The sequence below is a fragment of the Streptomyces sp. NPDC048257 genome, assembly GCF_043201855.1.
In the GTDB taxonomy this organism is placed as follows: domain Bacteria; phylum Actinomycetota; class Actinomycetes; order Streptomycetales; family Streptomycetaceae; genus Streptomyces.
Map to the genome: position 1 here is coordinate 201941 of NZ_JBICZI010000003.1, position 24472 is coordinate 226412.

Consider the following 24472-nt stretch of genomic DNA (forward strand, 5'->3'; position numbering starts at 1 on the left):
AGCATGATCTCGGTGTGGCGACGCGAGAGCCTCACAGCCGCCTTGGCGGGAAGGGCCGGGGGGGGGGGGGGGGGGGGGGGGGGGGGGGGGGCCCCCCCCCCCCCCCCCCCGGAGGGGGAGGGTCCGGACCGTTCAGGCCTGCGCGGGGACGGACTCCGCCGCGACGGACACGGCACCGGCGTACTTCCTCGGGGGCGGCATCCCGTCCTCCTGGCCCCCGCGGATCGCGGCGGCCCCGGCCGAGAGGTCGGCGGGTCGGGAGGCGAACCAGTCGCTCGTCCTGCGCAACCCCTCCTCGATTTCCACCTCGGGCGACCAGCCGAGTGCTTCCCGCGCCCGGGAGATGACCGGGCGCCTGCGGGTCGGGTCATCGACGGGCAGCGGGTGGTACTGGACCTCCGACGACGAGCCGGTGAGTTCCAGCACCATCTCAGCGAGCTCGGTAACGGTTCGCTCGACCGGATTCCCCAGGTTGAAGGGTCCGGTCTCGGAGGAGTCGAGCAGGGCGACGAGACCGCGGACCAGATCGTCGACGTAGCAGAAACTGCGGGTCTGCTTTCCGTCGCCGTAAATGGTCAGGGGCTCGCCGGTGAGGGCCTGGGTGATGAAGCTGGAAACCACCCGTCCGTCGTGCGGGCGCATGCGGGGACCGTAGGTGTTGAAGATCCGCGCGATACCGACGTTCAGACCGTGGGTGCGGCGGTACGCGACCGAGATCGCCTCGGCAAAACGTTTCGCCTCGTCGTACACACTGCGGGGTCCGACGGAGTTGACGTTGCCCCAGTACTCCTCGTCCTGCGGGTGGATCAGAGGATCGCCGTAGACCTCACTCGTCGACGCGAGGATGAACCGGGCACGGTGGCGCAGTGCGAGACGGAGCGCGTTCTCCGTCCCCCTACTTCCGACAGCGAGCGTCTCCAGCGGCTGCCGCAGGTAATCGGGTGGCGACGCGGGGCTCGCCAGGTGAGCAACAGCGTCCACGCGGCCCGGGACCTCCGCGGTGGCACTGACATCTGCACGGATGAATTCAAATGCTGGATCGGGGAGCAAGTGTGCAATATTCCTGGGGTCGCCCGTCGAGAAATTATCCAGGCACACTACGGCATCCCCGCGCCTCAGCAAGGCCTCACAGAGATGCGACCCAAGAAATCCACCGCCGCCGGTGACGGCAACGCGCATACGGTTCTCCAGGAATCGAGAGCGGAAGCCTCATGTCGCGTTCCTGGTGCAGTCGACCCACGTGCACGGCGGCCGGAAGCGAAAGGGCTCGGGGAAACTCGGGCATAGAATATGGACATAGGTAAGGCATTTTTTGAACAACGCAAATCCGCGCTACGCCGATTGGCTGCCGGTCCAACGCGCCACCCGCCGTCGACCCAGGGCGCCCTTGCCCTCGCGCCACGATCAGCGCACATTTCCGCCTCACTCTCCCGTGTGAGCCTTCGCCGCGCGCGTCAACGGCCGACGATCGCCTTGGCCCGGGCCGTCTTCTTACCGTCGCCCCCTCCTTCGCCCGCACCGTCGCCGCGGCAGTCACCGCCTCGAAGGTCGTGTGGTCGTCAGCCATGGCGGCGCGGTCTTCCGGGTCGACTCCCGCCTCGTCGAAGACATGGCGCAGGACGTCCGCGGGCAGCCACGGTAGCGGCGGCCGTGACCGGGCAGGCCGCCACCACGGCCATCGACACCGCCTGCCGCCTGTTGCGGCTTCCGTCGATCAGGAACGAGTTCTCCGACATCGCTGGCAGGGCGATGAAGGACCAGATGACCTACTGCGGCTTCATCGCCGAGCTGCTGATGGCCACCCTCATGGCCTGATCAATCGCGTTCAGAGCGCGAACGTAACCGAGCACAAGGTCTCGCGCAGCCCCAACCCGCTCCGTACGGCGTGGTCCCCCCTGAGCCTGTGACTGATTCCCAATCATGTTTGTCAAGGGCGTCGGGTACGTGGTGGAGGCCGGGAAGTGATCCCGGCGCTCGCCGCGGCGGCGGGTGAGATCCTGAACGGATGAACGAGACATCCGCTGCTCTGGCGACCGCTCGGTGGCCGCTGACCGCGGCTGGGGAGACTGATTGGCTGCGGGAGCTGGCCGACGATGACGGGCTCACCGGCTTCATGCCGCCGGCACTGCCCGACGCCGCCTGGGTGCTCCACTCCATGTACGAACACGAACTCGGGCCCACCGACATGTCCTATGTCGCGTATCAACGAGCCGTGCTGAATGGAGGCGGGCCCGAGATCATCCCGGGCCTCGATCCCGCGGACGTGTTCGGGGGGACGCCGGGTGAGCCCCGCGGCCCCAGTTGGCGCCGGCTGCGCTGGGCGGAGCTCTCGCGGCGGACCGGTGATCCCGTGGCGCCCGAGGGGCGGCTGCCCTGCTACCGCTCCTTCCCTTCGCTCCGGGAGCCGAGCGGCTGGCCTGTCGGCATCGCCGGGCCGTCCGAGGGCAGCCTGGACCGGACCGACTGGAACCGCCTGGTCGAGATCCTCACCGAGCACAGCCCGCAGGGTGCTGAGACCCGCTGCCTGGCCTACTACAACCCGCTGTTGCAGAGGGCCGAGGACTTCGACAACCTGCACGTCCGGGCAGGCACGCTCGCGGATGCCAAGGCGTTGTACGACCACCCGGAGGAGGACGGTTGGACCCCGTCCAACCTCTGGTCCCAGGACCGGTCCTGGGTCCTCTGCACGGACTACGACCTCTGGGCCACCAAAGTTGCGGGCCCTGCCCCGCTCGTCGAGGCCCTCCTGAACGACACGGAAATCGAGGCCCTCCGACTGCCCTGGGCCCTCTGATCCCGACCGCCCAGCCTGGGAACGACCAGGTGCGGCCAAGAGGCCACATGAAGCGCACAGTCACCAGGGCGCTATGCCGAGGTGAGATCGGGTTGGGGCGGCTCGGTGGTGAAGGTGCGGTGGTCGCGGATGAGAGCCCATAGGACGTCGAGACGGCGGCGGGCCAAAGCGAGGATCGCCTGCTTGTGGCTCTTGCCCTCGCTTCTTTTCCGGTCGTAGAACGTCTTCGACGTGGGGCAGAAACGGGCGGCGATCTGGGCGGAGAGGTAGAACACACGCAGGAGCCGGCGATGGTAGCGGTGTGGCCGGCGCATGTTGCCGCTGATCCGACCGGAGTCCCGTGGGACCGGTGCGAGGCCGGCACGCCGGCGAGGCGTCCCGCGGTGCCGAAGGCGTCCATGTCCCCGCCGGTGCAGGCGATGAACTCCGCCCCCAGCAACGGGCCCATGCCGGGCATGCTGAGAACCACTTCCGCGTGACGGTGCTCTCGGAATCGGGCCGCGATCCGTGCGTCGATGTCAGCGATCTCTTCGTGCAGAGCGAGGACCGTCCGGGCCAGGGTGTTCACCACGGTGGCCGCTGTGCTCTCCCCGGCCACGGCGGTGTGCTGGGCCTGAGCCGCGGTGACGGCCGCATCGGCCATGACCTGGGCGCCACGGACTTTGCGGTTCTTCAGCCAGGTCGCGAGCCGGGCCGCTCCGATCCGGCGCAGGCCAGCCGGCGTTTGGTAACCGGTCATCAGCACGAGGGCACCCTTGGAGGCGGCGTAGTCGAAGGTCCGTTCCAGGGCGGGGAAGTACTCCAGGAGTTGTGCCCGCATCCGGTTGATGGCGCGGGTGCGGTCGGCGGCGAGGTCGTAGCGGCGGGCGGTGAGGATCTTCAGATCCACCGCGATCTTGTCCCATTCCTGCAAGGGCTGCAGGTCCCGGCGCATCCGTGCCTGGTCGGCGATGACGTAGGCGTCGTTCGCGTCGGTCTTGCCGTCGCCTCGGTAACCGCGGGAGGCGTGGTGGACGGTTCGGCCAGGGATATAGAGGAGCCGCTGGCCGTGGTTGGCCAGGAGAGCGATCAGTAGAGCGCCGCCGCCGGCGTTCAGGTCGACGGCCCAGGTCACCGGGCTGTCCGCCGCGAGCACGAGGACGTCACCTATCAGTTCCAGGAGCTCGGGCTCGTTGTTGGGAACCCGGCGTGAGAGCACCTTCGTCCCGTCCGTGTCGATCACCGTGCAGTGATGCGCGACCTTGCCGGCATCCGTCCCCGCCCAGAGCTCGGGCACCCGAGCCTCCCTCGTCGTCCGGTTGACTGGTCCCTGCAGACGACCACGCCGACGTGTCCTTACGAAGCGATCTCTGTTCGCTTATCCCAATGAGTGGCCGTGTCGTCGCGGGGCACTGGGCGGCCAATCAGTCAAAGCCACACGTACGGCATGAGCACTTTCAGCCACACCCAAGCCCCTGGGTCTCCCGATCGTACGAAGGACCGGAATCAACCCGCCAACACGGTAAGGAAGGCATTGTTCCACGGGGCCGCCAGCGTCTCCGCAGGACGGCATTCTGAAACGATCAGTGAATCTAGTTGCACGAGGCCCGTGCTCGGCAGCGATACTCCGGGACATGAGCAGAATCGCTGAGGTTATCGTGCTGGCCCAGAACGCGGACGAGGTGATGGAACCTCTGACGCGGCCCGACCCCACCCGTACCTGGCGGGCGTGCTTCGCCGAGATGTACCCGAATCGCTGGGGTTTCGGCTGGGGCGCGGAGTTCGAGCGTATGGGCGGCAGGTCTGGGTTGCTCAAGCACCTGGAGTCCTTGCCGTGGCCTCGGCCGGAGACGGTACAGGTACTGATCCACGACGAGGAGGACGACTGCTTCGGCCTCTGGATGATCCACGACGGCAGGCTGGTGGAAATACCCCTTCCACGTACCCGCCGGGCCTGGTGGTCCGGACCTCCCGAGGAGGGCCACGCTCCCGACCCTGGCATCCTCAGCCGGACGGACTGCAGGCCCGTCGATTGGCCGGAGGAGATCGAAGACGGTGACCGGCCCCGGCCGCCGGCCTGGTGAGGTGAGCAAGTACGAAGCCGGATGACCAAGGCCGTTCTAGCAAGCCGGTCCTTCTCCGCCTCGTCGACAGCGAGGCCCCGGCGGAGCTTGGTCGCTGTCCGCTCGGCGCCATACAGCACAGGGCGTCCGCGGACGGGAGCCACTCCGCCCGATCCTGATCAGCCTTCTGCCTGTTCGAACGGGCCGTCACCCCAACCAGGGAGGCCGCCTGGCCCTGGTCGTTCGCGTACGCCTCCCGCCGCGCCGCCGTCCAGGAGGAAGCGCCAGCTGGCGGGGAGCGTCATTCGCAATGTGTGGCATTCCTGCCTGATCCCGGCGGTTGAGGGGTTCGAGCCGGTGGTCTATCGGTGCGGCCGGGCCGGCAACGGTGCGCGTTGCCGCGGGCGGCAACGGGCATCAGGAGTGGGAAGGGGCCTCATCCCGCCTCAGGTAACCGCCCGGAGAGCAACCGTCGTCCGGGTCCTGCGTGGGGCACATGCTGGGGTCCTCTGCATCGCCGTAGAGGTAGACCCACACCGTGCACGTCGGATCCTCGGTGAAGGACAGCTCAAGGTCATTGCCACGTGTGGCGGTCTCGTCGGGATGGGTGACGTCGCCTTTGGGGCCGACGTAGAAGGCCCAGCGGCCATTGGACAGTGTCTCGGGATTGGCGCAACCCAGCGCCTCAACCTTGTCGAAACCCGTTCCGGAGAAGGTGTGTTCCTTCGAGAAGGTCAGGGACGTCCCGGCAGAGCTGGTCCATGTCCCTACCAGTTCCTCCTGCGGAATCTCCGCAGAGTAGCTCGCTGCGGCATACCCACAGGACGCAGTGAGCACCACCCCGGTCACCGCGAGAACGATCGCCTGCCATCCGCGCATGTTCACAGACCTCTCCCAGAGGTTGGATGTCCGGCCCTGCGACCGCACGCCCCTATTTGAACATGCTCAAAACTTGCGGCCTCCCTCGGGCCCCCACAACCGACACCTCACAGAGGGGACCATCGGTCAGCCCTCGCCTTCGTCGTAGACCTCATCGCTGCGAGGTAGTCCCTGACAGGTATGGGAATGCGGCGCGGCCCCAGCCACCGGGCCGCGGCCGGCTCGTAGACGAACGTGGTGGTCGGGCAGTCCCTCGGCGAGGCCGAGCAGGGCCTGGCGCTCGGTCTCGTCGGCGGCCACTTCACCCCACCCTCCAGGAGGCGAGCCAAGGCTGGTCACTTGCCGGAGCGGCCGAGAGGGGTGCGGGCGCTCAGAACCTGCCGAGGGCGACGAAGACACAGCCGATCAGGAGGAGCATGTTCGCGCCGAAGACCTGCTGGTACTCCCTGAGGCTCCAGTGCGCGACGGCAGCACCGATCATGACCGCGCCGAGGCCGACGGCAGCCAACGGGGTGAGGACTGGGGCCATGCCGGTCAGTTGGGGAGCGATGAGCCCGAGGGCCGCCACGATCTCCAGTGCCGCGACCACACGGATCACCGGCAGGGGGAAGGGCGCGACGCCGGTCTGGCCCGTGGCGATCATCTTCTCCTTCGTCTGCGTCGACTTCAGAAATCCCGATCCCATGAAGACGGCGGCCAGCAGCCCCTGCGCGATCCACAATGCGATGTTCATCGAGCCACTCCGATTTATCTGTATTTTGGTCGATCGGCTGTTCTGGCACCGTTCAGGAAGCGGGCTGCTGGAGGAGCCCCTCGGCGAGGTCCACGAAGGCAGCCACCAAGCGGTCCTCATCGAGGCCGCTGGGATGGGTGCCGAACACATCCCGCAGCAGCCAGAAGTGCGAGACGGCCCCCACGAGCACCACGGCGAGCGCATCCCAGTCCCGTTCCCCCGGGCCGGCCTGCACCCTCAGCCACTGCGCCACCGCGGCGTGGATGCGGCGTATCTCGCCCTCGCGGACCTCTTCCAGCAGTGCCGGAAAGGCCGCCAGGTCACGCACCACGATCCGGTTGAGGTCGCGCTCCTCGCCCAGACGCCGCAGGCCGGCACGAGCCAGTGTCGCCAGACGCTCGTGCAGCGGCAGCGCGGCAACGGCCTGCATGTCACCGAGGAGTGCGAGCAGCCCGGCGTTCTCAGCGACCGTCGATCGCACGCCCTCGGCCAGCAGTTCCTCCTTCGAGCGGAAATGCCGGTAGAGGGCTCCGGACCCCGGCGAGAGCCCGGCGGCCCGTTCGATCTCGGCGATGGTCGTCTTGGCGTAGCCCTGCTCGCCGAAGAGCCGCATGGCCTCCTCCACTACACGTGCCCGGCTGTCCACGCCCCACCTCCTGCAAGTAAGTACTTACTTACGATCATAGCGAGGGCTCCAGCGCATGCAAAGGCCGGGGTCGGCGACATTTTCGTAGCGGGAGATCATCGCGCTGCGGGCGCCATGCAGGGGCGACCGCCGTTCCAGATGGCCCGGCCCCGAGCGCCCGCGCGATCGCCGAGCAGGCCCTGGGATCGCGCTTCAGCCGGCGCCCCGCCGTCTACCGCATCGAGGACCCGTTCGCAGCACGCCGCGCGCTGAGAGCGTGGCTGGACGGCCCTCGTCCTGCGGCGCTCCGGCGCCCTGCAGCGGGCGGCCGACGAGTCGGACGACGACGAGTTCCGGCCCGCGCCCGGCGAGACCCCGGCCGGGCTGCTGGCCGACTACGAGCTGGCGACCGGGGAGACCGACGAGGCCGTCGCCGGCATCGCCGACCTCGGCCAGGGCGTTCCCGTCCCCCGGGGTGAGCCGTGGTTCCCCGCCGACGTCGAGGAGTGGTCGGTGCGGTGGGTGCTGCTGCACCTGATCGAGGAGACCGCACGCCACGGCGGCCACGCCGACATCATCCGAGAGAGCCTGGACGGCGCCACCCTCTACCCGCTGATGGCCGCCGCCGAGCCGTGGCCCGACCCGTGGTTCGAGCCCTGGGAGCCCGCCGCGCCCGCCGGCTGAGGGCTACGGGCCGTCAGAAGTCCTGCCCCATCGGCCGAATGTGGTCGAGGCGCTCTTGCGGACCGGTCCTACGCTGGAGGCATGGCCACCGATCCCTTGCTGAGACAAGGCCCCGACTCGACGGATCTGGTCCTTCGCGCCGGCCCGGCCGGGCCGGCGTGGAACGCGCTGACCTCGGCGGGGCCGGCGCTGTTCACTCCGCTCGCCCTGGGCGTGCCGACCCTGCTCGTCGCCTTCTGGATGGCGCTGGCCGGGGCGCGGGCTTCGACCGTGTTCGTGGTGGTGGGGGTGATCGCCGGGCTGGAGTACCTGATCGGCTGGCCGGCGCTGGCCCTTTCCCGGGCCCGGGACATCCTGCGGGTGGAGTTCGCGCCGGCCGGGGTGCCCGCGTCCCTGCGGCTGGTCCGGGCCGCCGGGCCTGACGACTGGCTGCCCGTCGAGACCCTGCGCGAGGTGCGGCTGACGCACAAGGTGGTGGAGCCGTACCAGGGGGACTACAAGCCGGCCGTCTCCACGCTCGCGCTGGAACTCGTCCTGCGGGGCGTCCGGGAGCGGCTCGACCCGCTCCCGTTCGGCGGCGACCCGCAGCGGCTCGCCGACGCGCTGGAGGCCCTGCTCGGCCCGGCTGGGGTCGTGGTGAAGCTGCGCACCGAGCGCAGCACGCGCGATCGGCCGCAGACCAACTCCTGGACCTCCGGCGGTTCGGCCTCGGCCGGCTCGGGTGGCGGCTGACCCCGGGCTACCCGTGGCGCTCCCCGGCCGGGGAGCGCCCGTCGATGCAGCCGGCGGCAGGCGGTTCGGGGCAGCCTGCCGCTACTTGGGCGCGTTGAGCCGCCGGGTCGGCTCGGCCGCAGCCGGGTCCTCCGGCCACCGTTGGCGGGGGTAGCGGCCGCGGAGCTCGGCCCGCAGGGCGCGGTAGCCCTCGCGCCAGAACGACGCGAGGCCGCCGGTGACGGCGGCCGGGTGCCCAGCCGGGGAGAGCAGGTGGACGGTCAGCGGGGCCCACCCGTCCACCAGCGCGGGGGCGGCAGACCAGCCGAACAACTCCTGCAGTTTCACCACGAGTACGGGCCGCTCGCCGCTGTAGTCGACCCCGTCGGCGGCGGACCCGCGAGTGTGCGACATCCCGTGAGTTCCCCTGATCCCTGCCGAGCCCTTGCCCCCGTGGCCAGGGCGTTCGGCCTCCTTGGAGTGATCGTCGATCGGGTGACGGAACTTCAGTATTCTCGAAGATCTCTCACTTCGTCCGAGCGATCTTCAATCAGAATGAAGGCAAGGTGTCGGCCGCATCCAGGGCCGTGGGGGTGCCGTGCCAGCCTCGTCAAGTACCGTGGTGGCCGCTTAAACCGATATATATCGAGAGGTCGACGCCATGCCCGCCGCGAGGTTCTTCTTCGACGCAGGATCAGGCGTAGTCCTTTGGGCGGCCACGCCCGAGGACAAGGAGGTGTGGGGGTACCCCGTCGAGCTGGACCGACTACCGATCAGCCACGACCTCCGCGACGTCCTGCGTGGGCTGATAGCTCGCTACGATACGTCGCTGAACTGGGATTACCCCCCAGACCCGGGGCCGTGGCGTGAAGCGGAGTGTCGCAACTTCAACGAGGCGGTAGGCCAAGCGCTCGGCCGTCTTCGCACCGAACTCGGCCCGGGATGGCAGATTTACGACGAGTTCGAGGCACTCCGCGAAGACCCGGACCTCGACCGCTACCTGGCCGACCCAACCGGATTCGTTCGCACCTAACCTCGCAGAACGTATGTGCGACATCCCTTGAGTTGCCCTGAGCTCTGCTGAGTCCTTTCCCCTGTGGCCAGGGGGTTCCTCCTCCTTTGGGTGCTCTGTTGCCCGGTGACGTAACTTCGGGATTCTTGAAGCGTTCTCACCATGTCCGACCGATCCACGGTCGGGCCGAAGGCGAGGGGGCTCGGGGTTGGCGGCGCTGGCAGTTGTACGGGATCTGCGCGAGCACTGGGCGCCCGCGTTGGTGGAGGAACTGGAGCAGTTCGAGACCGACGCGCTGTCCGGATTCGTTCTCGCTCGGGCCTCGGCAGGGTTGGCGGACGGCACCATTCGCGGGGACGTCGGACACCTGGACCAGATCAGGACCTGGTTCGGTCGACCGCTGTGGGACATGGAGCCGGCCGATGCTGACGCGTACTTCGGGAAGGTGCTGCGGGGTTCGCCGAGTGGCACCCGGCTGGGACGGTCACAGGCACTGACCACGTACTTCATGTTCCTGGAGCTGCGGCACAAGGTCGAGCTCCATCGGATGACGGGCCGGGTTGTCGAGTGCCCGATCGACGAGATGAACAAGCCGCGTGGGGCGAGGGACGCACAGCTGCGGATCCCGCCCAGCGAGCCGGAGGTCGGGACACTGTTCACCGGCTGGGGCGGCGAACTGGCGACCTGCCGCAAGTTCGCCCCTACCGCCAGGAACTACACCGCCTCGAAGCTGCTGTCCCAGGTCGGCCTGCGGGTGAGCGAGGCATGCGGGCTCGACCTGGACGACATCAAGTGGGAGCTGGGCCGATTCGGCAAACTCCACGTCCGCCACGGCAAGGGCACCCGCGGCTCGGGCCCGCGCGAGCGGATGGTGCCGCTGATCAACGGCGCCGACCGGACGCTTCGGTGGTTCATCGAGGACGTCTGGGGCCAGTTCGACGATGACCACACCCGCCCTGGTGCCCCGCTGTTTCCCTCCGAGCGGAAGAACACCGACGGCTCCTCGCGCCGGGTCGGCGACGACGCACTGCGCGACGGCCTGAAGAAGGCGGCCAAGGCTCATCTGCCGGGGTGGGGCGAGAAGCTGACGCCGCACGTCCTTCGGCATTACTGCGCGTCTCAACTCTACGGAAATGGAATGGACTTGATCGCGATTCAGGAGGTCTTGGGGCACTCCTGGATCGCCACGACGATGCGTTATATCCACGTTCAGCAGACCCGGGTCGAGGACGCCTGGGTTGCCGGGATGGAACGGGCCGCGAAGCGGCTGGAAGGACTGGTCCGATGAGGTGGAACCTGCGGCTGACCGCCGCGAACAAGGGCATCTGGAAGGCGTCCGAGCTTCAGCGGAACCTCGCGGAGCACGGTCTGGTGATCTCGGCCGGGAAGATGTCCGGACTGTGGTCCGGCCAGCCGGTCTCGCTCAAGCTGGAGGACCTGGATGTCATCTGCGTTGTCCTCGGCTGCGAGATCGGCGACCTGCTTATCCCCGAGCCGGGCAAAGTCAACCGCCCTGGTCAGGAAGAGACAGGTCGAGTCGCGGTCGGCTCCGGCACCATTGCCCCGGCAGTGGTGCCCAAGCGCCGCGATGGCCGGTCGCTGCCTCCGGCATGAGCCGGTACCCGAAGGGCTATCGCAAGCCCACCGACTCCTGCGACAACTGCCTGGCCTGGGGCGAGTTCAGCGGACGCCTCTGCCAGACCTGCTACATGTTCGGCCGCAATCACGAGGCGGCCGCCTGCGTCGGCTGCCGACGAGTCCAGCCGCTGAAGTGGGAGTACTGCCGTCTGTGCTGGTGCCAGGCCCGACTCAACGCCAAGATGGCCACCGGCATGCCGACCGTCAATGGCGAGGTGATGGCCCCATGGCTCAAGGGCGTCCGCCATCACCAGCTCTTCTTCGTGGGACTGCACTACCGCAGAGGATCGGCTCTCACGGCTCTGCACCGCGTCAGGGTGCGAGAAGCATCCCGCAGACCGCCACCGGTGTCGCGCTCACGACCGAGCAGCGATTGGAAGCAACTGCCGCTGTTCGAGCAGGTTTCGCGTGACTACTGCCGCCTCGACCCGGCCGCCGCTGACCTGACCAACCCCTGGCTGGCCTGGGCAAAGTACCTCGCCCAGCGACTTGCCGAGGCGCGGGGCTGGGGGCGAGGCATCCGCTTCGCCGTCAACCGCGGCCTGGCCATCGTGCTCACCGGATACACCGAGGGCGACGTCATTCGCCATAGCGAGATCTTCACCCCGCTCCGTGCCCTGGGCCTGCGGGTCGGCCACACCATCACGGTCCTGGAGGAGATGGGTATCTTCCTGGATGACGAGGAGCCCTTCTTCGAGTGCTGGCTCGCCGAGCGCTTGGAGGGGCTCGCCCCGGGGATCGCTGCGGAAGCCGAGCGCTGGACCCGGGTTCTGCGCGACGGAGGCCCCCGCAGCCGCCCCCGGCAGCAAGCGACGGTCCGCCTCTACCTCAACTGGGTCCTCCCAGCACTCCTGGAATGGTCGAACCGCTACGACCACCTGCGGGAAGTGGCCCGCGAGGACGTCCTGGCCCATCTCAAGAACCTGCACGGCCGTCATCGCCACGACCGGCTCGTCGGACTGCGATCTCTGTTCAGCTGGGCCCAGCGGTCGGGCGTGATCTTCCGCAACCCGACCAGCCGCATCAAGGTCGGCCAGAACAACTACGCCGTGCTCCAGCCTCTGCTGCCGGCTCAGGTTGATCGTTCTGTCGCCGTCGCCACCACGCCGGCCGCCCGGCTCGTCCTCGCTCTCGCGGCGGTGCACGCAGCCCGGGTCGCCCAGATCGCCACCATCATGCTCGACGACGCCGACGTCGGGAACCGCCGCCTGACTATCGCCGGACGAGCCCGGCCACTCGACGATCTCACCCTGAAACTGCTGTTGGAGTGGCTGGAACACCGGCGCGAGCGTTGGCCGAACACGGCCAATCTCCACCTGCTGATCAACAACCAGACAGCCACGGGCACCGGTCGCGCCAGCAACCGCTGGGTCCGCGGGCCCCTGCGCGGTCAGGAGGCGACTCTGGAGAGGCTCCGCGTCGACCGACAGCTCGAAGAGGCCATGGTCCAAGGCCCTGATGCCCTTCACCTCGCCGAGCTGTTCGGGCTTCACGAGAAGACGGCCGTGCGCTACGCGGACTCCGCGCGGGCACTGCTGGAGAATTAAGGCAACATACCCCCGGGTTCGCGTTGAAGGACTTTCAGTTTCCGCGAACTCGCGGGGCTCCCCGGCCATGGGGACCAACGGGACAGTCAGTATCGGTGAGAACGATCATGATCGGTGGTGGCGGTCCGTCAATGCCCTCGCTCGGGTCGTGAGGCTCCGATCTTTTTCATCGACGAGCAGACCGCGATTCGTTACGCGGCCTCCGCACGGCAACTCATGGAACAGTCAGCCGAAGCCGATACCGTGGCTTCACCACGTACCCACGGGTCCACCCCCTCGCAGTACGGCGACGAACCCCCGGGTTCCCACTGGAGACCCTTCAGTTTCCTTGCACCCACGGGCATCTCGGCCCTGTCCTCCCGAAGCTGCCACGAAGTGACAAGTAGCTCTCTGTAGCAAATCCGGGGTGGGCTTGTCCGGGTTTTCGATCTTTCCGGATTCTTGAGGAGCTGCTCGGCGACGTTGGTCCGGTCACGAAGACCGGAGGGAGTGCGGAGTGCGGCAGGAGTGGGAGCGGGAGGACTTGATCGAGGTCTGGACGCTGTTTGGAGGAGGACCAGGAGCAGCTTCGGAACAAGTCGGGGGCGGCGAACCGGCTGGGTTTCGCACTGTTGCTGAAGTTCTTCGGCTTCCGAAAAACTGCCGAGGAACACGGAACGGACCGGGGCGCCCCATACGTTGAGCAAGGCGGGGCCACGCCGTGCGCACCCGACGAGCATCGAAGGGATGGGGGGACGCGTGCCGCAACAGAGCCGCTCCGCGCGCCTGGCCGCGTCCGCGCTGGCCCTCGTCGTCACCGTCCTCGCGCTGTTCGTCCCGGTGGCCGGGGCGCAGGGCATGCCCATGCCCGCCGACAAGCCGCTCGCCCACCACACGGTGGCGGGGCACGCCGGACAAGGGGCAGGACCGGACGACGTCCCGGCGCGGCATGTCGCGGTCACGCACCGACCTGACGCCCACATCCCGGGCCCGCAGCCTGCGGGCCCCCCGCGTACGGCCGTCGACACGGCCCCGCACCGCGCTCTGGGCGGGCCCGACACGGGCCCCGCCACCGCACTCGCGCCGCCGCGCAGGCCGGCCGGGTCCGCCGCCCCGCGCGGCCCGCCCCACCGATGAGCACACAGACCGTCATCGACGCCTGACCCTTCTGACCCGGCGCACACCGCGCGGGGCCGGTCACGCGTCCCTCCGTCCTGCCCTCATCGTGGAGTACGCATGTCTCGCGCACCCTTGTCCCGCCCACCCTTGTGGAGGGCGATCGTCGCGCTGGCAGCCGTCGCGCTGTCCCTCTACATCGCCCTCACCCAATCCGCCCGCCTCGGCCTCGATCTGCGCGGCGGCACCCAGATCGTCCTGGAGACCCGGGACTCACCCACCGTCAAGGCCGACGCCGCATCCACCGACCGCGCTCTGGAGGTCCTCAGGCAGCGCGTCGACGCCCTCGGCGTCTCCGAACCCGGCATCGCCCGCTCCGGCGAGAATCGGATCATCGTCGAACTGCCCGGAGTGCAGGACCCACGCAAGGCCGCCGAGGTCATCGGCCGCACCGCACAGCTCACGGTCCACCCGGTGACGGGGGCGACGGCGGACAAGGGCTCCGCGAAGCCCGAGGCCGACGGATCACGCACCCTGCCCGACCCGGACCAGCCGGGCAACCACCTGAAGCTGGGCCCCACCGCCCTCACCGGCGAGGGGGTCGAGGACGCCGAGGCGGTCCTGGACCAGCAGTCGCTCAGCGGCTGGATGGTCTCCCTCGACTTCCGCAAGGGCGCGGGCGACACCTGGGCGGAGATCACCTCGGACGCGGCCTGCGCGCCTCAGGGCGCTCCGGAACGCCGCGTCGTCATCACCCTCGACAACGAGATCATCTCGGCGCCCGGCGTCACCGCGGACGTGGTGTGCGGGACCGGTATCACCGGCGGCTCCACGCAGATCAGCGGCGGCTTCGGCCGGGCCGAGGCGCGCGAGCTGGCGGCGCTCGTGAAGGGCGGCGCGCTGCCGGTGCCCCTCGACGTCGTGGAGCAGCGCACGGTCGGCCCGACGCTCGGCGCCGACGCAATCGAGGCGAGCACCAAGGCCGCGCTCATCGGCGTCGCCCTGACCGCACTGTTCATCACCGTCGTCTACCGGCTCCTTGGCGCGCTCGCCGCCTTGGCCCTCGCGCTGTACGGCCTCATCTCGTACGCCGCTCTGGTGGCGCTCGGCGCGACGCTCACGCTGCCGGGGCTCGCCGGATTCGTCCTGGCGATCGGCATGGCGGTGGACGCGAACGTCCTGGTCTTCGAACGGGCCAGGGAGGAGTACCTGGGCGTCCGTTCCAAGGACCTTGCGAAGCCGGTGAAGACCGGCTTCGCGAAGGCGTGGAGCGCGGTGATCGACTCGAACGTGACGACGCTGCTCGCCGCGGGATTGCTGTTCTTCTTCGCCACGGGCCCGGTCAAGGGCTTCGGGGTCACCCTGTGCATCGGCGTCCTGGCATCGATGCTCACGGCGCTCGTGATCACCCGCGCGCTCGCGGACCTCGCCGTCGCCCGCAGCTTCGTACGCAAGCGCCCCGGTCTGACGGGCATCGCCTCGACGGGCCGGGTCCGCACATGGCTGTCCCGCCGCAACCCGAACCTGGTCCGCCACCGTCGCCGCTGGCTCGGCGCGAGCGCACTCCTGGTGGCGGTGGCCGTCGCAGGAATCCTCATCCGCGGCCTGGACTTCGGCGTGGAGTTCACCGGCGGCCGCCTCGTCGAGTACAGCACCAGCAGGTCCGTCGACGCGGACACGGCCCGGAACGCCGTGTCCGACGCGGGGTTCCCGCGCGCGGTGGTGCAGGAGTCCGGCTACGGCGACATCACCGTACGCACGGAGAAGCTCACCGACGACGAACAGCAGCGCGTCAGGGCGGCCTTGGAGAAGCCCGGCGGAACCGTCACGGTAGAGCGTGACGAACAGATCGGCCCGAGCCTCGGCAGCGAACTGCGCCACAAGGCCCTCCTGGCCCTGGGCATCGCGGTGGCCGCCCAGCTGATCTACCTCAGCGTGCGGTTCCGCTGGACCCTGGCGGCAGCGGCAGTCTCTGCGATGGTCCACGACGTCCTCCTCGTGGTGGGCCTGTTCGCCTGGATGGGCAGGCCGGTGGACAGCGTCTTCCTGGCGGCGCTGCTCACGGTGATCGGCTACTCCGTGAACGACACGGTGGTCGTCTTCGACCGCGTCCGCGAAGCGCGCCGCCGAGACCCCCGAGGCAACCTGGAGAAAACGGCCAACCACGCGGTGGTCCAGACACTCCCGCGCACGGTGAACACGGGCATGGGAGCCCTGTTCATCCTGACCGCACTGGCGGTACTGGGCGGCGACTCGCTGGCGGACTTCTCCGTGGCACTGATCGCGGGCGTCCTGGTCGGCATCGCCTCGACCATCTTCACCGCGGTCCCGATCGCGATCGCCCTGGAACACCGCAACCCGCCACCACCACCGGCACGGGGCCGCCGCGCCGCGAAGGAAGTCCCTGACGAGTACAGCCCGTCGGAGGCGCGGAGGAAGAAGGAGAGGGGGACGGGGGCGGTCGTCTGAGTCCGCGAGGACGGTCCTGAGGCCGAGGGCAGCCTCCATCACACGCCGACCGGGCCTCCACGGAGCTCCGGCAACCGCGAGCGCGATCACGATCACGATCACGATCACGAAAGCCTTCGACGGCCGAAAACGCCGCCCGCCGGTCCCCGCGGAGGGCTGCCGTGTGAGCCTTGCCGAAGACGGCGTTCAGCAGGCCCAGGGACGGCCGGTCGCTGATGCCCATGGCCTGGTCGGCGAAGACGTCCGCGACGGGCAGTGCGGCGCCCTCGTGGCCGAGGGCGATCGCGGCGCGGCCGCGGACCCAGACGCGGGTGGTGGTGTCGCCGGAGGCGTCGGCGGCTTTCGCGGCCATCCGGTACCAGTGCACCGCCTTCGCCCCGTCCGAGCCCGGGAACGTCTTCGCGTAGAGGGTCATGGCCGGCGGGCGGCGGCCGCACCTGGCCGCGCTGCCCCCCGCCCAAGGCGGGCTTCGTCTGCCGCTCCCCGATCTGCGGCCCGACGCGACCGCGGCCGCGGTGCACCTGCTGCGGCAGGCCGCCGACGAGGCGGACACCGACGACGGCAGGGGGATGGCGGAGCCCTGGTCGGTGAACGCGTTGCGCCCCGCCGTCCTCAATGACATGGCCCGCCACCGCAACACCCCCGCCCGTGTGCCCCAGAAGTGGCAGACCACCCAGCGCGCCCGCGGCCTGCTCCATGTGATCAGCACTGCCGGCGGTCGACAGCCGCGCCCTGGCGCACAAGGCCAGGATGTCGCTGAACACCACCGTGCGACTGCTGGACTGGCTCCTTGAGCAGCGGCTCGTCGAGACCGTCGGCGGCGCCTACTTCACCGGCCCCGTCCTCGACCTCGTCACCAAGGCGGATCCCCACCGGCGGATGCTCAACCTCGCCCTCGAACAACTTCGCGACGACCTCGGCGCGGCCGTCTACATCAGCACCTACACCCACGGCGAGGTTGAGGTCAACGGCTGCGCACACAGCGCCTCCGCCCCACCCGTCCACGAGTGGGCCCCCTTCACCGAAACCGCCCATGCCAGCGCCGTCGGCAAGAGCCTCCTCGCGCAACTCGACTTCGACTCCCGCATGGACCACCTCACCCGCTACCCCTCCGTGCAACTGACCGAACGCACCATCACCAGCCGCCGCGCTCTGCTCGACGTCCCCGACGAGCCACTCCCCCACGCCGCCCAGTTCGACCTCCTCGAACACTCCGAGAAGGAAGTCTGCGTCGCGTTCTCCCTCGGGTTACCCGGCCGGGCCTCCAGCATCGCCGTGTCTCTGCCCGCCCACGACCACACCCGACTGATCACCGCCGCCCACGGCCTCAGCCAACGCGCCACCGGCCTCCTCCTCGCCCACCTCCTCACCGACGACAACCAAGACGCCCACACCAACCACAGACAAGAACAACAAGGCCGCGCCCTACCCTGACCAGCAACACTCTCCTCGCAACACGCCAAGCACACGCGGAGCCGCCCCCACCCGGGGCGGCCCCGCCGAGCGACACCACCCGCCCCGGACACCGGTACTGGCCGGGGGCGTAGCGGGGGCGGGCGCCCGGTTCACCGGCGCAGTCCTCTCGCACCTGCACCCTGCCGCACCATGCGACAGACACAGCGGCGCCCCGGACCCGAGCAGGTCCGGGGCGCCGCTCACGCAGGGTTCGCACGGTGGTGCGGGGCCTGCGGCTGGTCGGGGTTGGCGGCGGCGTCCCCAGGTCTCGGTGTCGACGGTGCGGCCGCGGTCGTCGCGCAGGGTGGCGGTGTCGCCGTGGTTGTCCCGGACGTAGTCGCGGCGGTTCTGGAAGAGGTCGGTGCGGGTGTCGCGGCCGTTGCCGGTAGGGATGCGGATGGTGGCGCGGCCATTGATGCGGACGTTGTCGAAGCGGTAGCGGTTGCCGTCGTCATCGCGCAGGGTCCAGCCGCGGAGGTTGATGGCGTCGGCAACAAGGGCTCTATCCGATCCCACACCGCGTCCGTCAACTCACCTCGACCTGCCACAAGATCAATTATCAGACAGGCCTTAGGCTGCGACGATGGAACGCTTAACCGACGTGCCCGAGAGTTTCGACCAGCCGGCAGACCTGGCCCAGGCGAATGACTACGACAGCTTCGCCGAGGCGTACTCGGCGGAGAACGAGAACAGCCTGGTGAACGCGTACTACGAGCGGCCCGCAATGTTGGCCCTCGCTGGCGACGTGGCTGGCCGTCAGATCTTGGACGCCGGTTGCGGCTCGGGCCCTCTGACCGCTGCATTACGCGATCGCGGTGCAGTCGTCAGCGGCATCGACGCCAGCGCGGAGATGGTGGCGTTAGCCAGGCGGCGCCTCGGTGACTACGCGGACCTCCACGTGGTCGACCTGAGGGACCGCCTGCCGTTCGACGACGGTGCGTTCGACGATGTGGTCGCGTCGCTGGTGCTGCACTACCTGGAGGACTGGGGGCCGACGCTGGCCGAGTTGCGGCGAGTGTTGAAGCCTGGCGGCCGGCTGATCGCGTCGGTGGATCACCCTTTCGTGGCCTACACGATCCAGGATCCTCGGCCCGACTATTTTGCGACCACCAGCTATGCCTTCGACTGGACGTTCGGCGGGCAGTCCGTCCCCATGAGATTCTGGCGCAGGTCATTACAGGCGATGACCGATGCCTTCACCACCGCCGGCTTCCGCCTTTCCGTCATCAGCGAGCCGCAGCCCGACCCGGCCGCCCGTGAACTGTTCCCCGACGACTTCCATAACCTTTCGACCAAAACCTGCTTCCTGTTCTTCGTCGTCGAGGTACCACCGTCGGCTACCGGCTCGGATGAGATGCTGACGGGCCGTTCAGGTCCATGCGGGGATGCATGAGTCGGAAGGTGGGGCTGGCGTTGGGGCGCTGACTGTGAGTCCCGCTGGGCTTCGCGGGAGGCGGGCTGGCCGCTCCGGCGGGAGGTACGGCGGGTGATTCGCCTGGTCATCAGCGTAATCGCGCCGCCACGACCTGGCATGACACGCCGTCGAGCAGAACACCGCGTCCGGCCGCGCGGCCGGCCTTCCCGAACTCATCGCTGCGCCGGCCATGAGCGGCCCCGACCACGCGAATGGCAGGTGTTCCCCGGAGCATGCGTGCTGCTTCCCGTGCAGGACGCACGGGAAACCCCGGCCGGGTCGGCGATGGCCAGGCCGTACCGTAGACGTGTGATCAAGATGCCGTCACGGGTCGAACTGCGCCCGCTCACCCTCTCCGACCAGGACGAGTTCTGCACACTCGTGCGGGCCAGCTCCGAGCTGCACCAGCCGTGGATGCAACTACCCAAGACCGCGCAGGAGTTCCGGGTCTGGATGCGCCGCTTCGACGACGGCACCAACCGGGGATTTCTGGTCCGTGTCCGGGAGACCGGCGCGGCCGCCGGCATGGTCAACATCAACTCGATCATCCGGGGCCGCTACCAGGGCGCGTCCATCGGCTATGCGGCCTTCGCCCCGTCCGCAGGGCACGGGTACATGACCGAAGGGCTCGCCGCCACCCTGCAGCACGCCTTCACCGACCTGCGGCTGCACCGGCTGGAGGCCAACATACAGCCGGCGAACAAGGCATCCCTGGCCCTGGTCCAGCGGCTGGGCTTCCGCTTCGAAGGGGTTTCGCCCGCCTACCTCTACATCGACGGGGACTGGCGGGACCACGAGCGCTGGGCCGTCACCGCACCGACTCCCTGGGCACCCGACCCGTCCCTTCCCCAGGTCTGAGTCACATCGGGTAGTGACAGCCGCCCACCCGTCCCCGGGCGGTGTCCCATGGCCTGCTCGTCACCGTGCTCGAAGTCCTGACCAGGGCGGGGTGCGCGGCACGGTCAGGTGAATCGGCATCCGCAATCGGCATCCGCCGCGCCGCCGTTGAGACTCGACGAGCCCGGCCGAGGGCTGCGTACCGCCGCGGACCGCCGCGCACGATCAGCGACGGCGTGGACCGCTGCCCACGCGCGCCAACGGCCTGCCGTGTCGGACCCCAACTGGGCTTGTCCTATTATTCGTTCGATTCCCGCCACCCCTGTCACCACAGGACACGTCGGCGGGAGGCGATTCACGATGAGAGGGCAACGAGAACTTGCGATTGACAGGCAAACACCGGAAATCCATCGCGGCCGTGGCGGTCGCGGCGGCGATCGTGGGAGGTCTCCAGCTGACTTCGAGCGCCTTCGGCACCGAGGACGCCGGGAACACCCCGCTGGCGACCGGAAGTTCCGAACCGTCGCCGACGGCTCCGACCGGCGAGGCGCCCGACGCGCACGGGGAGGACTCCGCCGCGTACGGCAGTGACAACACGGCCTTCAAGGACGGCGTCATGTCGCTCGGCGCACCGGCGCCCAAGGCCCCGGCGAAGTCGGCGGCGGCCGCCGCCGCTGCCGACCCCGCACCGCCCCAGGGCGAGGGGTGGAAACTGAGCGGGGCGACCAAGTGGCTGCAGACCGGCTACACGATCAAGTTCTACGACCAGAAGTCCGCGGACTGGCTGGCTCCCTACGCCCAGGCCACCGCCGCCGACCTGCGGCGCATCACGAACCTGCCGGTGACCGTCGACACGAAGCCGGTCGGCTGGGACTACGCCAGACCCAAGGGCGAAGTGGTCGTCGGAGTCCTGCACCGGCCCTGCGTCCCGCCGGCCGAAGGCGGCAGCATGGGCAACAAGGGCTGGAAGGTGGTCCGTGACGGGTCGGGCAGCGCGAACCTCAGCTGTGGTTTCACCAGTTCCTCTGTCCCCGCGACCGTGACCAGCGGACACGCCTACATCGACAGCGAGTTCTTCACCTCGGCGGGCAAGCCGACGGCCGCCATGGGCGAGACGTACATGCGCAACCACGTCAGCCACGAAATCGGGCACACGCTGGGCCTGAGCCACGCCAACCGCAGCATGAACAAGAGTGACTGCGTCAAGGGAACCGACTCCGGCCAGTTCCCGGTCATGTGCACGCCCACGTACGCCTACCAGGACAAGCGCGCGGGCAACTACGTCCAGCAGTTCGACGTCCAGGGCCTTCGCCTCCTCGCCGCCGGCGCCGGGGCGGCACTGTCCCCGCAGGGCAAGGTGAGCGGGCTCGGCGCCAAGTGCCTTGACGTGAAGGGCGGAAAGGCGGTCAACGGCACGCAGATCCAGCTCTACACGTGCAACGGCTCCGTGGCCCAGTCGTGGATCCTGGGCAAGGACGGCACGTTCCGCGCCTTCGGCAAGTGCCTGGACAACGCGCGCAATGCCAATGCCAATGGCAACAAGATCAGCCTGTACGACTGCAACGGTTCTGCGGCGCAGCGTTGGTCCGTCAACGCGAAGGGGCAGATCGTCCACGTGGCCTCGGGCAAGGTCCTCGACGTCACAGGTGGCGCGACCGCCAATGGCACGGTCGTTCAGCTCTACACGGCGAACACGAACAAGCGTCAGGTCTGGGTCACACCCAAGTAATCGGGTCGACCGGGTGGTGAACCGAGGCGCCCCCATCCACTGTTAGGGTGACGTGCGCTCGTCAAGTCGGGCGTTGACGTACTGATATTTCAACGGGGTTTACGTGAAGCTTCGCCATGTCCGCGCGGTCGCCGTCTTCGGGATCGCAATCTTCGCACTTACCGGAGCCCGAGGTTCCCACGGCGGCAGCTGTGGCGGCAGCAGCCACGGCTCGGGCTCCAGCGGTTCCAGCAGCTCCAGCGGGGGCAGCACCACCGGTGGCAGCAACGACAGCGACAGCACGAGCGGCGGCACCACCACCAGCAGCTCGGGGGGATCCACGACCACCGGCGGATCCAGCAGCAACAAGGCCGAGCGCGACATCAAGATCGTCGCGTGCAAGCTGGACGACGCTGGCAAGAACCTCGTCGCCAAGCTCACCGTCACCAACAGCGGCTCGGTCGACTACACCTACAACATCACCATGAAGTTCCGCGGGGACACCACCTCGGCCGCGAGCCCGGCCCAGGCCAGGGTCACCGCTCTCACGGTCAAGGCGGGTGCGTCGCAGCAGGCCGAGGCCACCACGACGTACACCGGGAAGGGCGACGGCAGCGAGTACAAGGAATGCGTCGTCGCGAGCGCGTCGAAGAGCGTCCTCTGAGCCGTTCCCGAGTTCCGGGTTCCTGAGCTCTGAGTCGTGAGTTCTGAGTCGTGAGTTCTGATTCTGCGGGGCCCCCGCTCCTCTCCGAGGAGCGGGGGCCCCGTCGTTTGGATCACCGACCGGCCCGGGCCCGTCGGCGTCCGCCAGGCGAGCCGACTGGGGCGCCGACGGGAGTGAGCCTCGGGCCGGCGCCGGTGGGCGGGCGCGCCGTGGCACCGCGCCGCCGGTGGAGCAGCGCGTCGAGGGACAGGAGCGGGGCGCCGGCGAGGATCAGCGGGGTCCAGGCCAGCAGATAGATCAGGTCCGCGCCGAAGTAGTACGGAGTGGTCGACCAGCTCATCGTCAGCCACAAGCTGAGCGAGATCAGCGCGCCGCCGACGGCCGCGATCCGGGTCAGCAGCCCGGCCAGGGCGCCCAGCCCGACGGCCAGCTCACCGACGGCTATCGCGACGGCGAAGCCGACCGGGCTGGTCAGGGAGAAGTCGACCAGGCCGGGAACGGCCGCGGCGTCCCGTACCGCCTCCATCTGCTGCCCGATCGAGCCGTCGCCGGTGGCCGACAGGAACGCCGGATCGGTCAGCTTGTCCAGCCCGGCGTAGACGAAGGTGACGCCGAGGAAGAGGCGCAGCGGCAGGAGTGCGTACTCGGAGGCTCTCGCGCGGAGGCCGGCGGAAGGCGTGTTCATGCTCCCCACACGCGAGAACCCGCGAGCCGGTTCGACCTTCGGAGCCGACTTTTCGGCGTCGGCCGGTGCCGGATGAGTGGAGTGGTGCTAGCTTCATTGGCATCATGTTGCTGAGGCTGAACACCGCGGACCACCGCCCCCTGCACGAGCAGGTGGCCGGGGCCATCAGGCGCGCGATCGCCGAGGGCGAGTGCGGGCCGGGCGACCGGCTGCCGTCGGCGCGGGAGTTGTCGCAGGCACTGGGCGTCAACGCCAACACCGTTCTACGGGGACTGCGCGCGCTGCGTGACGAAGGGTTGCTGGAGTTCCGGCGCGGCCGCGGGGTCACGGTGGCCGGTGGGGCCGACGGCCGGTCGGCGCTGCTCGAGCGGGTGCGGGAGCTTGTGGCCGACGGGGCGCGCCTGGGATACGGCAAAGCGGATCTCATGGAGATGATCAAGGAGGCGCAGTGAGCGAGGGTAAGGACCGTGGTGGCTTAGCCGGGCTGAAGAGCGGGCCCGCGTGGGGGACGGCCGCCTGGGCAGCCGGAATCCTCGCCCTGCTGGTGGCGCTGCCGCTTGCGGCACACAGGGGGTTCGAAGGCGTGCTGGCGACGCACTGGAACGCCTGGGGAGAGCCCGACGGGGCGCTTCCGCTCTGGGCGGTGATGCTGGTGCCGACCGCGATCTGGATCGTGCTCGTCGCCGGCGCCGTGTTCTGGCGGGCGGCGCGCCGGTGGCGCGCGGCCGTGCTGCTGTCGTGCGGGGTGCTGCTGGCCGGGGAGCAGGTCTCGATCGTCCGGGCCAACCTCTCCCACGCGGACTGGCGCGACGCGGACTCGGTCCTCGCCGGGGCCGTGGTGACCGTCGTGGCGGCGGGCGCGGCCGGGCTCGTGGGGATGCTGGTGCGCCGTCGGCCCGGCTCCCCCGCCTTGCCGGGGGACGGCGGCCCTCGGGCGGAGGTTCCCCCCGGTGAGCGCCATGTCTGGCTGTCGCGTACCGCGAATCCGTGGCTCTACCTGCTGTCGGCCGCCACCGGCGTGGTCGCGCTCGCCGCGCTCCTCGTCGGCATGGGCATGGGTGCCGGCGACCCGGCGGCGCCGCTGTGGCTGCTGATCGCGCCGTTCACGGTCGCCTCGCTGGCGGTGCTGGCCTGCTCCTCCGTACGTGTACGGGTCGCCGAGCGCGGGATGGACGTGGCGTTCGGGCCCCTCGGGTGGCCGGTGCGGCACTGGCAGGCGGCGGACATCGAATGGGCGCGGGCCGAGAACCGCACGCCGGCACAGGTCGGCGGCTGGGGCTACCGGCTCAGCGGCCTGGGCACGACGGTGATGCTGCGGAGCGGCGAATGCCTGGTGATCCGGGCCAAGGGCAAGGACTTCGCGGTCAGCGTGGACGACGCGGAGCGGGCCGCCGCCCTGCTGAACTCCCTGACCGGCGCGCGCGCCTCGGCCCCCTAGGGGGTGTCTTGTCGATCGGGCCGGATCAGGGAGCGGTGCCTG

At 69.3% G+C, this 24472-nt stretch carries 21 protein-coding genes and 7 pseudogenes; 18 read left to right on the forward strand and 10 right to left on the reverse strand.

Going from position 1 to position 24472, the window contains the following annotated elements; all coding sequences use genetic code 11:
- Window positions 1–132: 132 nt before the first annotated feature.
- Window positions 133–1179, reverse strand: coding sequence for a UDP-glucuronic acid decarboxylase family protein (locus tag ACGFZK_RS08440; RefSeq protein WP_393848082.1), 1047 nt, complete (start codon window positions 1177–1179; stop codon window positions 133–135).
- A 471-nt stretch (window positions 1180–1650) separates the two neighbouring features.
- Here ACGFZK_RS08440 and ACGFZK_RS08445 point away from each other — a divergent pair.
- Window positions 1651–1800: pseudogene (locus tag ACGFZK_RS08445) on the forward strand (AAA family ATPase); the annotation flags it as partial.
- Between the two features lie 205 nt (window positions 1801–2005).
- Window positions 2006–2794 carry a hypothetical protein gene (locus tag ACGFZK_RS08450; RefSeq protein WP_393848083.1) on the forward strand — a complete coding sequence of 263 codons (789 nt, stop codon included), beginning with the start codon at window positions 2006–2008 and terminating at the stop codon, window positions 2792–2794.
- Between the two features lie 71 nt (window positions 2795–2865).
- Here the strand turns inward: ACGFZK_RS08450 and ACGFZK_RS08455 are convergent.
- A pseudogene (locus ACGFZK_RS08455) lies at window positions 2866–4070 on the reverse strand (IS110 family transposase).
- Window positions 4071–4407: 337 nt separating this feature from the next.
- Here ACGFZK_RS08455 and ACGFZK_RS08460 point away from each other — a divergent pair.
- Window positions 4408–4857: a hypothetical protein gene (locus ACGFZK_RS08460; RefSeq protein WP_393848084.1), complete on the forward strand. Its 450-nt coding sequence runs from the start codon at window positions 4408–4410 to the stop codon at window positions 4855–4857.
- A gap of 41 nt (window positions 4858–4898) precedes the next feature.
- Here the strand turns inward: ACGFZK_RS08460 and ACGFZK_RS08465 are convergent.
- The 4 genes and pseudogenes from ACGFZK_RS08465 to ACGFZK_RS08480 form a co-directional block, all read right to left on the reverse strand.
- A pseudogene (locus ACGFZK_RS08465) lies at window positions 4899–5125 on the reverse strand (HNH endonuclease); the annotation flags it as partial.
- 128 nt (window positions 5126–5253) lie between these two features.
- Window positions 5254–5721 (reverse strand): hypothetical protein, encoded by a 468-nt coding sequence (locus ACGFZK_RS08470; protein WP_393848085.1) that lies wholly within the window; start codon window positions 5719–5721, stop codon window positions 5254–5256.
- A gap of 364 nt (window positions 5722–6085) precedes the next feature.
- The gene (locus ACGFZK_RS08475) at window positions 6086–6448 is read right to left on the reverse strand and encodes a DoxX family protein (RefSeq protein ID WP_393848086.1); all 363 of its coding nucleotides are present in this window, start codon (window positions 6446–6448) and stop codon (window positions 6086–6088) included.
- Window positions 6449–6500: 52 nt separating this feature from the next.
- Window positions 6501–7094: a TetR/AcrR family transcriptional regulator gene (locus ACGFZK_RS08480; protein WP_393848087.1), complete on the reverse strand. Its 594-nt coding sequence runs from the start codon at window positions 7092–7094 to the stop codon at window positions 6501–6503.
- A gap of 264 nt (window positions 7095–7358) precedes the next feature.
- Between ACGFZK_RS08480 and ACGFZK_RS08485 the strand changes: the two are divergent.
- Together ACGFZK_RS08485 and ACGFZK_RS08490 are read left to right on the forward strand one after the other, a co-directional pair.
- Window positions 7359–7757: pseudogene (locus tag ACGFZK_RS08485) on the forward strand (DUF664 domain-containing protein); the annotation flags it as partial.
- Between the two features lie 81 nt (window positions 7758–7838).
- Entirely contained in the window at window positions 7839–8489 is a 651-nt protein-coding gene (locus ACGFZK_RS08490; RefSeq protein WP_393848088.1) for a hypothetical protein, read from the forward strand.
- An 81-nt stretch (window positions 8490–8570) separates the two neighbouring features.
- Here ACGFZK_RS08490 and ACGFZK_RS08495 read toward each other — a convergent pair.
- A pseudogene (locus ACGFZK_RS08495) lies at window positions 8571–8849 on the reverse strand (ATP-dependent helicase C-terminal domain-containing protein); the annotation flags it as partial.
- Window positions 8850–9129: 280 nt separating this feature from the next.
- Between ACGFZK_RS08495 and ACGFZK_RS08500 the strand changes: the two are divergent.
- From ACGFZK_RS08500 to secD, 6 genes are all read left to right on the forward strand, one after another.
- On the forward strand, window positions 9130–9501 hold the full coding sequence (locus ACGFZK_RS08500; protein WP_393848089.1) for a hypothetical protein: 372 nt from the start codon (window positions 9130–9132) through the stop codon (window positions 9499–9501).
- Window positions 9502–9688: 187 nt separating this feature from the next.
- On the forward strand, window positions 9689–10768 hold the full coding sequence (locus ACGFZK_RS08505) for a tyrosine-type recombinase/integrase (protein ID WP_393848090.1): 1080 nt from the start codon (window positions 9689–9691) through the stop codon (window positions 10766–10768).
- Entirely contained in the window at window positions 10765–11094 is a 330-nt protein-coding gene (locus ACGFZK_RS08510; RefSeq protein ID WP_393848091.1) for a helix-turn-helix domain-containing protein, read from the forward strand. Before ACGFZK_RS08505 ends, ACGFZK_RS08510 begins: the two co-directional genes overlap by 4 nt.
- Window positions 11091–12665, forward strand: coding sequence for a hypothetical protein (locus ACGFZK_RS08515; protein WP_393848092.1), 1575 nt, complete (start codon window positions 11091–11093; stop codon window positions 12663–12665). Before ACGFZK_RS08510 ends, ACGFZK_RS08515 begins: the two co-directional genes overlap by 4 nt.
- Window positions 12666–13403: 738 nt before the next feature.
- Entirely contained in the window at window positions 13404–13781 is a 378-nt protein-coding gene (locus tag ACGFZK_RS08520; RefSeq protein WP_393848093.1) for a hypothetical protein, read from the forward strand.
- Window positions 13782–13880: 99 nt separating this feature from the next.
- Window positions 13881–16229 (forward strand): protein translocase subunit SecD, encoded by a 2349-nt coding sequence (gene secD / locus ACGFZK_RS08525; RefSeq protein ID WP_393848094.1) that lies wholly within the window; start codon window positions 13881–13883, stop codon window positions 16227–16229.
- Between the two features lie 115 nt (window positions 16230–16344).
- Here secD and ACGFZK_RS08530 read toward each other — a convergent pair.
- Window positions 16345–16644 (reverse strand): annotated as a pseudogene (locus ACGFZK_RS08530) (XRE family transcriptional regulator); the annotation flags it as partial.
- A 335-nt stretch (window positions 16645–16979) separates the two neighbouring features.
- Between ACGFZK_RS08530 and ACGFZK_RS08535 the strand changes: the two are divergent.
- Window positions 16980–17663 carry an IclR family transcriptional regulator C-terminal domain-containing protein gene (locus ACGFZK_RS08535; RefSeq protein ID WP_393848095.1) on the forward strand — a complete coding sequence of 228 codons (684 nt, stop codon included), beginning with the start codon at window positions 16980–16982 and terminating at the stop codon, window positions 17661–17663.
- Here ACGFZK_RS08535 and ACGFZK_RS08540 read toward each other — a convergent pair.
- The gene (locus ACGFZK_RS08540) at window positions 17655–18200 is read right to left on the reverse strand and encodes a lamin tail domain-containing protein (RefSeq protein ID WP_393848096.1); all 546 of its coding nucleotides are present in this window, start codon (window positions 18198–18200) and stop codon (window positions 17655–17657) included. The genes ACGFZK_RS08535 and ACGFZK_RS08540 overlap by 9 nt on opposite strands.
- Before the next feature lie 67 nt (window positions 18201–18267).
- On the opposite strand from ACGFZK_RS08540, the gene ACGFZK_RS08545 reads away from it, so the two are divergent.
- The 4 genes from ACGFZK_RS08545 (at window position 18268) to ACGFZK_RS08560 (ending at window position 22307) form a co-directional block, all read left to right on the forward strand.
- On the forward strand, window positions 18268–19077 hold the full coding sequence (locus tag ACGFZK_RS08545) for a methyltransferase domain-containing protein (RefSeq protein ID WP_393848097.1): 810 nt from the start codon (window positions 18268–18270) through the stop codon (window positions 19075–19077).
- Window positions 19078–19416: 339 nt separating this feature from the next.
- A complete protein-coding gene (locus tag ACGFZK_RS08550; protein WP_393848490.1) occupies window positions 19417–19956 on the forward strand; it encodes a GNAT family N-acetyltransferase in 540 nt (179 codons plus the stop codon).
- Window positions 19957–20320: 364 nt separating this feature from the next.
- Window positions 20321–21664: a ricin-type beta-trefoil lectin domain protein gene (locus tag ACGFZK_RS08555; protein WP_393848098.1), complete on the forward strand. Its 1344-nt coding sequence runs from the start codon at window positions 20321–20323 to the stop codon at window positions 21662–21664.
- 103 nt (window positions 21665–21767) lie between these two features.
- Window positions 21768–22307: a hypothetical protein gene (locus ACGFZK_RS08560; RefSeq protein WP_393848099.1), complete on the forward strand. Its 540-nt coding sequence runs from the start codon at window positions 21768–21770 to the stop codon at window positions 22305–22307.
- A gap of 217 nt (window positions 22308–22524) precedes the next feature.
- Here ACGFZK_RS08560 and ACGFZK_RS08565 read toward each other — a convergent pair.
- Window positions 22525–22992: pseudogene (locus ACGFZK_RS08565) on the reverse strand (DoxX family protein); the annotation flags it as partial.
- A gap of 104 nt (window positions 22993–23096) precedes the next feature.
- On the opposite strand from ACGFZK_RS08565, the gene ACGFZK_RS08570 reads away from it, so the two are divergent.
- Together ACGFZK_RS08570 and ACGFZK_RS08575 are read left to right on the forward strand one after the other, a co-directional pair.
- On the forward strand, window positions 23097–23444 hold the full coding sequence (locus ACGFZK_RS08570) for a GntR family transcriptional regulator (RefSeq protein WP_393848100.1): 348 nt from the start codon (window positions 23097–23099) through the stop codon (window positions 23442–23444).
- Entirely contained in the window at window positions 23441–24430 is a 990-nt protein-coding gene (locus tag ACGFZK_RS08575; RefSeq protein ID WP_393848101.1) for a DUF1648 domain-containing protein, read from the forward strand. The genes ACGFZK_RS08570 and ACGFZK_RS08575 overlap by 4 nt, the downstream gene beginning before the upstream one ends.
- The last annotated feature ends 42 nt before the right edge of the window (window positions 24431–24472 follow it).

Coding starts and splice junctions, on each gene's coding strand:
- ACGFZK_RS08440 (WP_393848082.1), bottom strand. CDS start 1,179: ATGCGCGTTGCCGTCACCGGCGGCGGTGGATTTCTTGGGTCGCATCTC.
- ACGFZK_RS08450 (WP_393848083.1), top strand. CDS start 2,006: ATGAACGAGACATCCGCTGCTCTGGCGACCGCTCGGTGGCCGCTGACC.
- ACGFZK_RS08460 (WP_393848084.1), top strand. CDS start 4,408: ATGAGCAGAATCGCTGAGGTTATCGTGCTGGCCCAGAACGCGGACGAG.
- ACGFZK_RS08475 (WP_393848086.1), bottom strand. CDS start 6,448: ATGAACATCGCATTGTGGATCGCGCAGGGGCTGCTGGCCGCCGTCTTC.
- ACGFZK_RS08490 (WP_393848088.1), top strand. CDS start 7,839: ATGGCCACCGATCCCTTGCTGAGACAAGGCCCCGACTCGACGGATCTG.
- ACGFZK_RS08500 (WP_393848089.1), top strand. CDS start 9,130: ATGCCCGCCGCGAGGTTCTTCTTCGACGCAGGATCAGGCGTAGTCCTT.
- ACGFZK_RS08510 (WP_393848091.1), top strand. CDS start 10,765: ATGAGGTGGAACCTGCGGCTGACCGCCGCGAACAAGGGCATCTGGAAG.
- ACGFZK_RS08515 (WP_393848092.1), top strand. CDS start 11,091: ATGAGCCGGTACCCGAAGGGCTATCGCAAGCCCACCGACTCCTGCGAC.
- secD (WP_393848094.1), top strand. CDS start 13,881: ATGTCTCGCGCACCCTTGTCCCGCCCACCCTTGTGGAGGGCGATCGTC.
- ACGFZK_RS08535 (WP_393848095.1), top strand. CDS start 16,980: ATGTCGCTGAACACCACCGTGCGACTGCTGGACTGGCTCCTTGAGCAG.
- ACGFZK_RS08545 (WP_393848097.1), top strand. CDS start 18,268: ATGGAACGCTTAACCGACGTGCCCGAGAGTTTCGACCAGCCGGCAGAC.
- ACGFZK_RS08550 (WP_393848490.1), top strand. CDS start 19,417: ATGCCGTCACGGGTCGAACTGCGCCCGCTCACCCTCTCCGACCAGGAC.
- ACGFZK_RS08570 (WP_393848100.1), top strand. CDS start 23,097: ATGTTGCTGAGGCTGAACACCGCGGACCACCGCCCCCTGCACGAGCAG.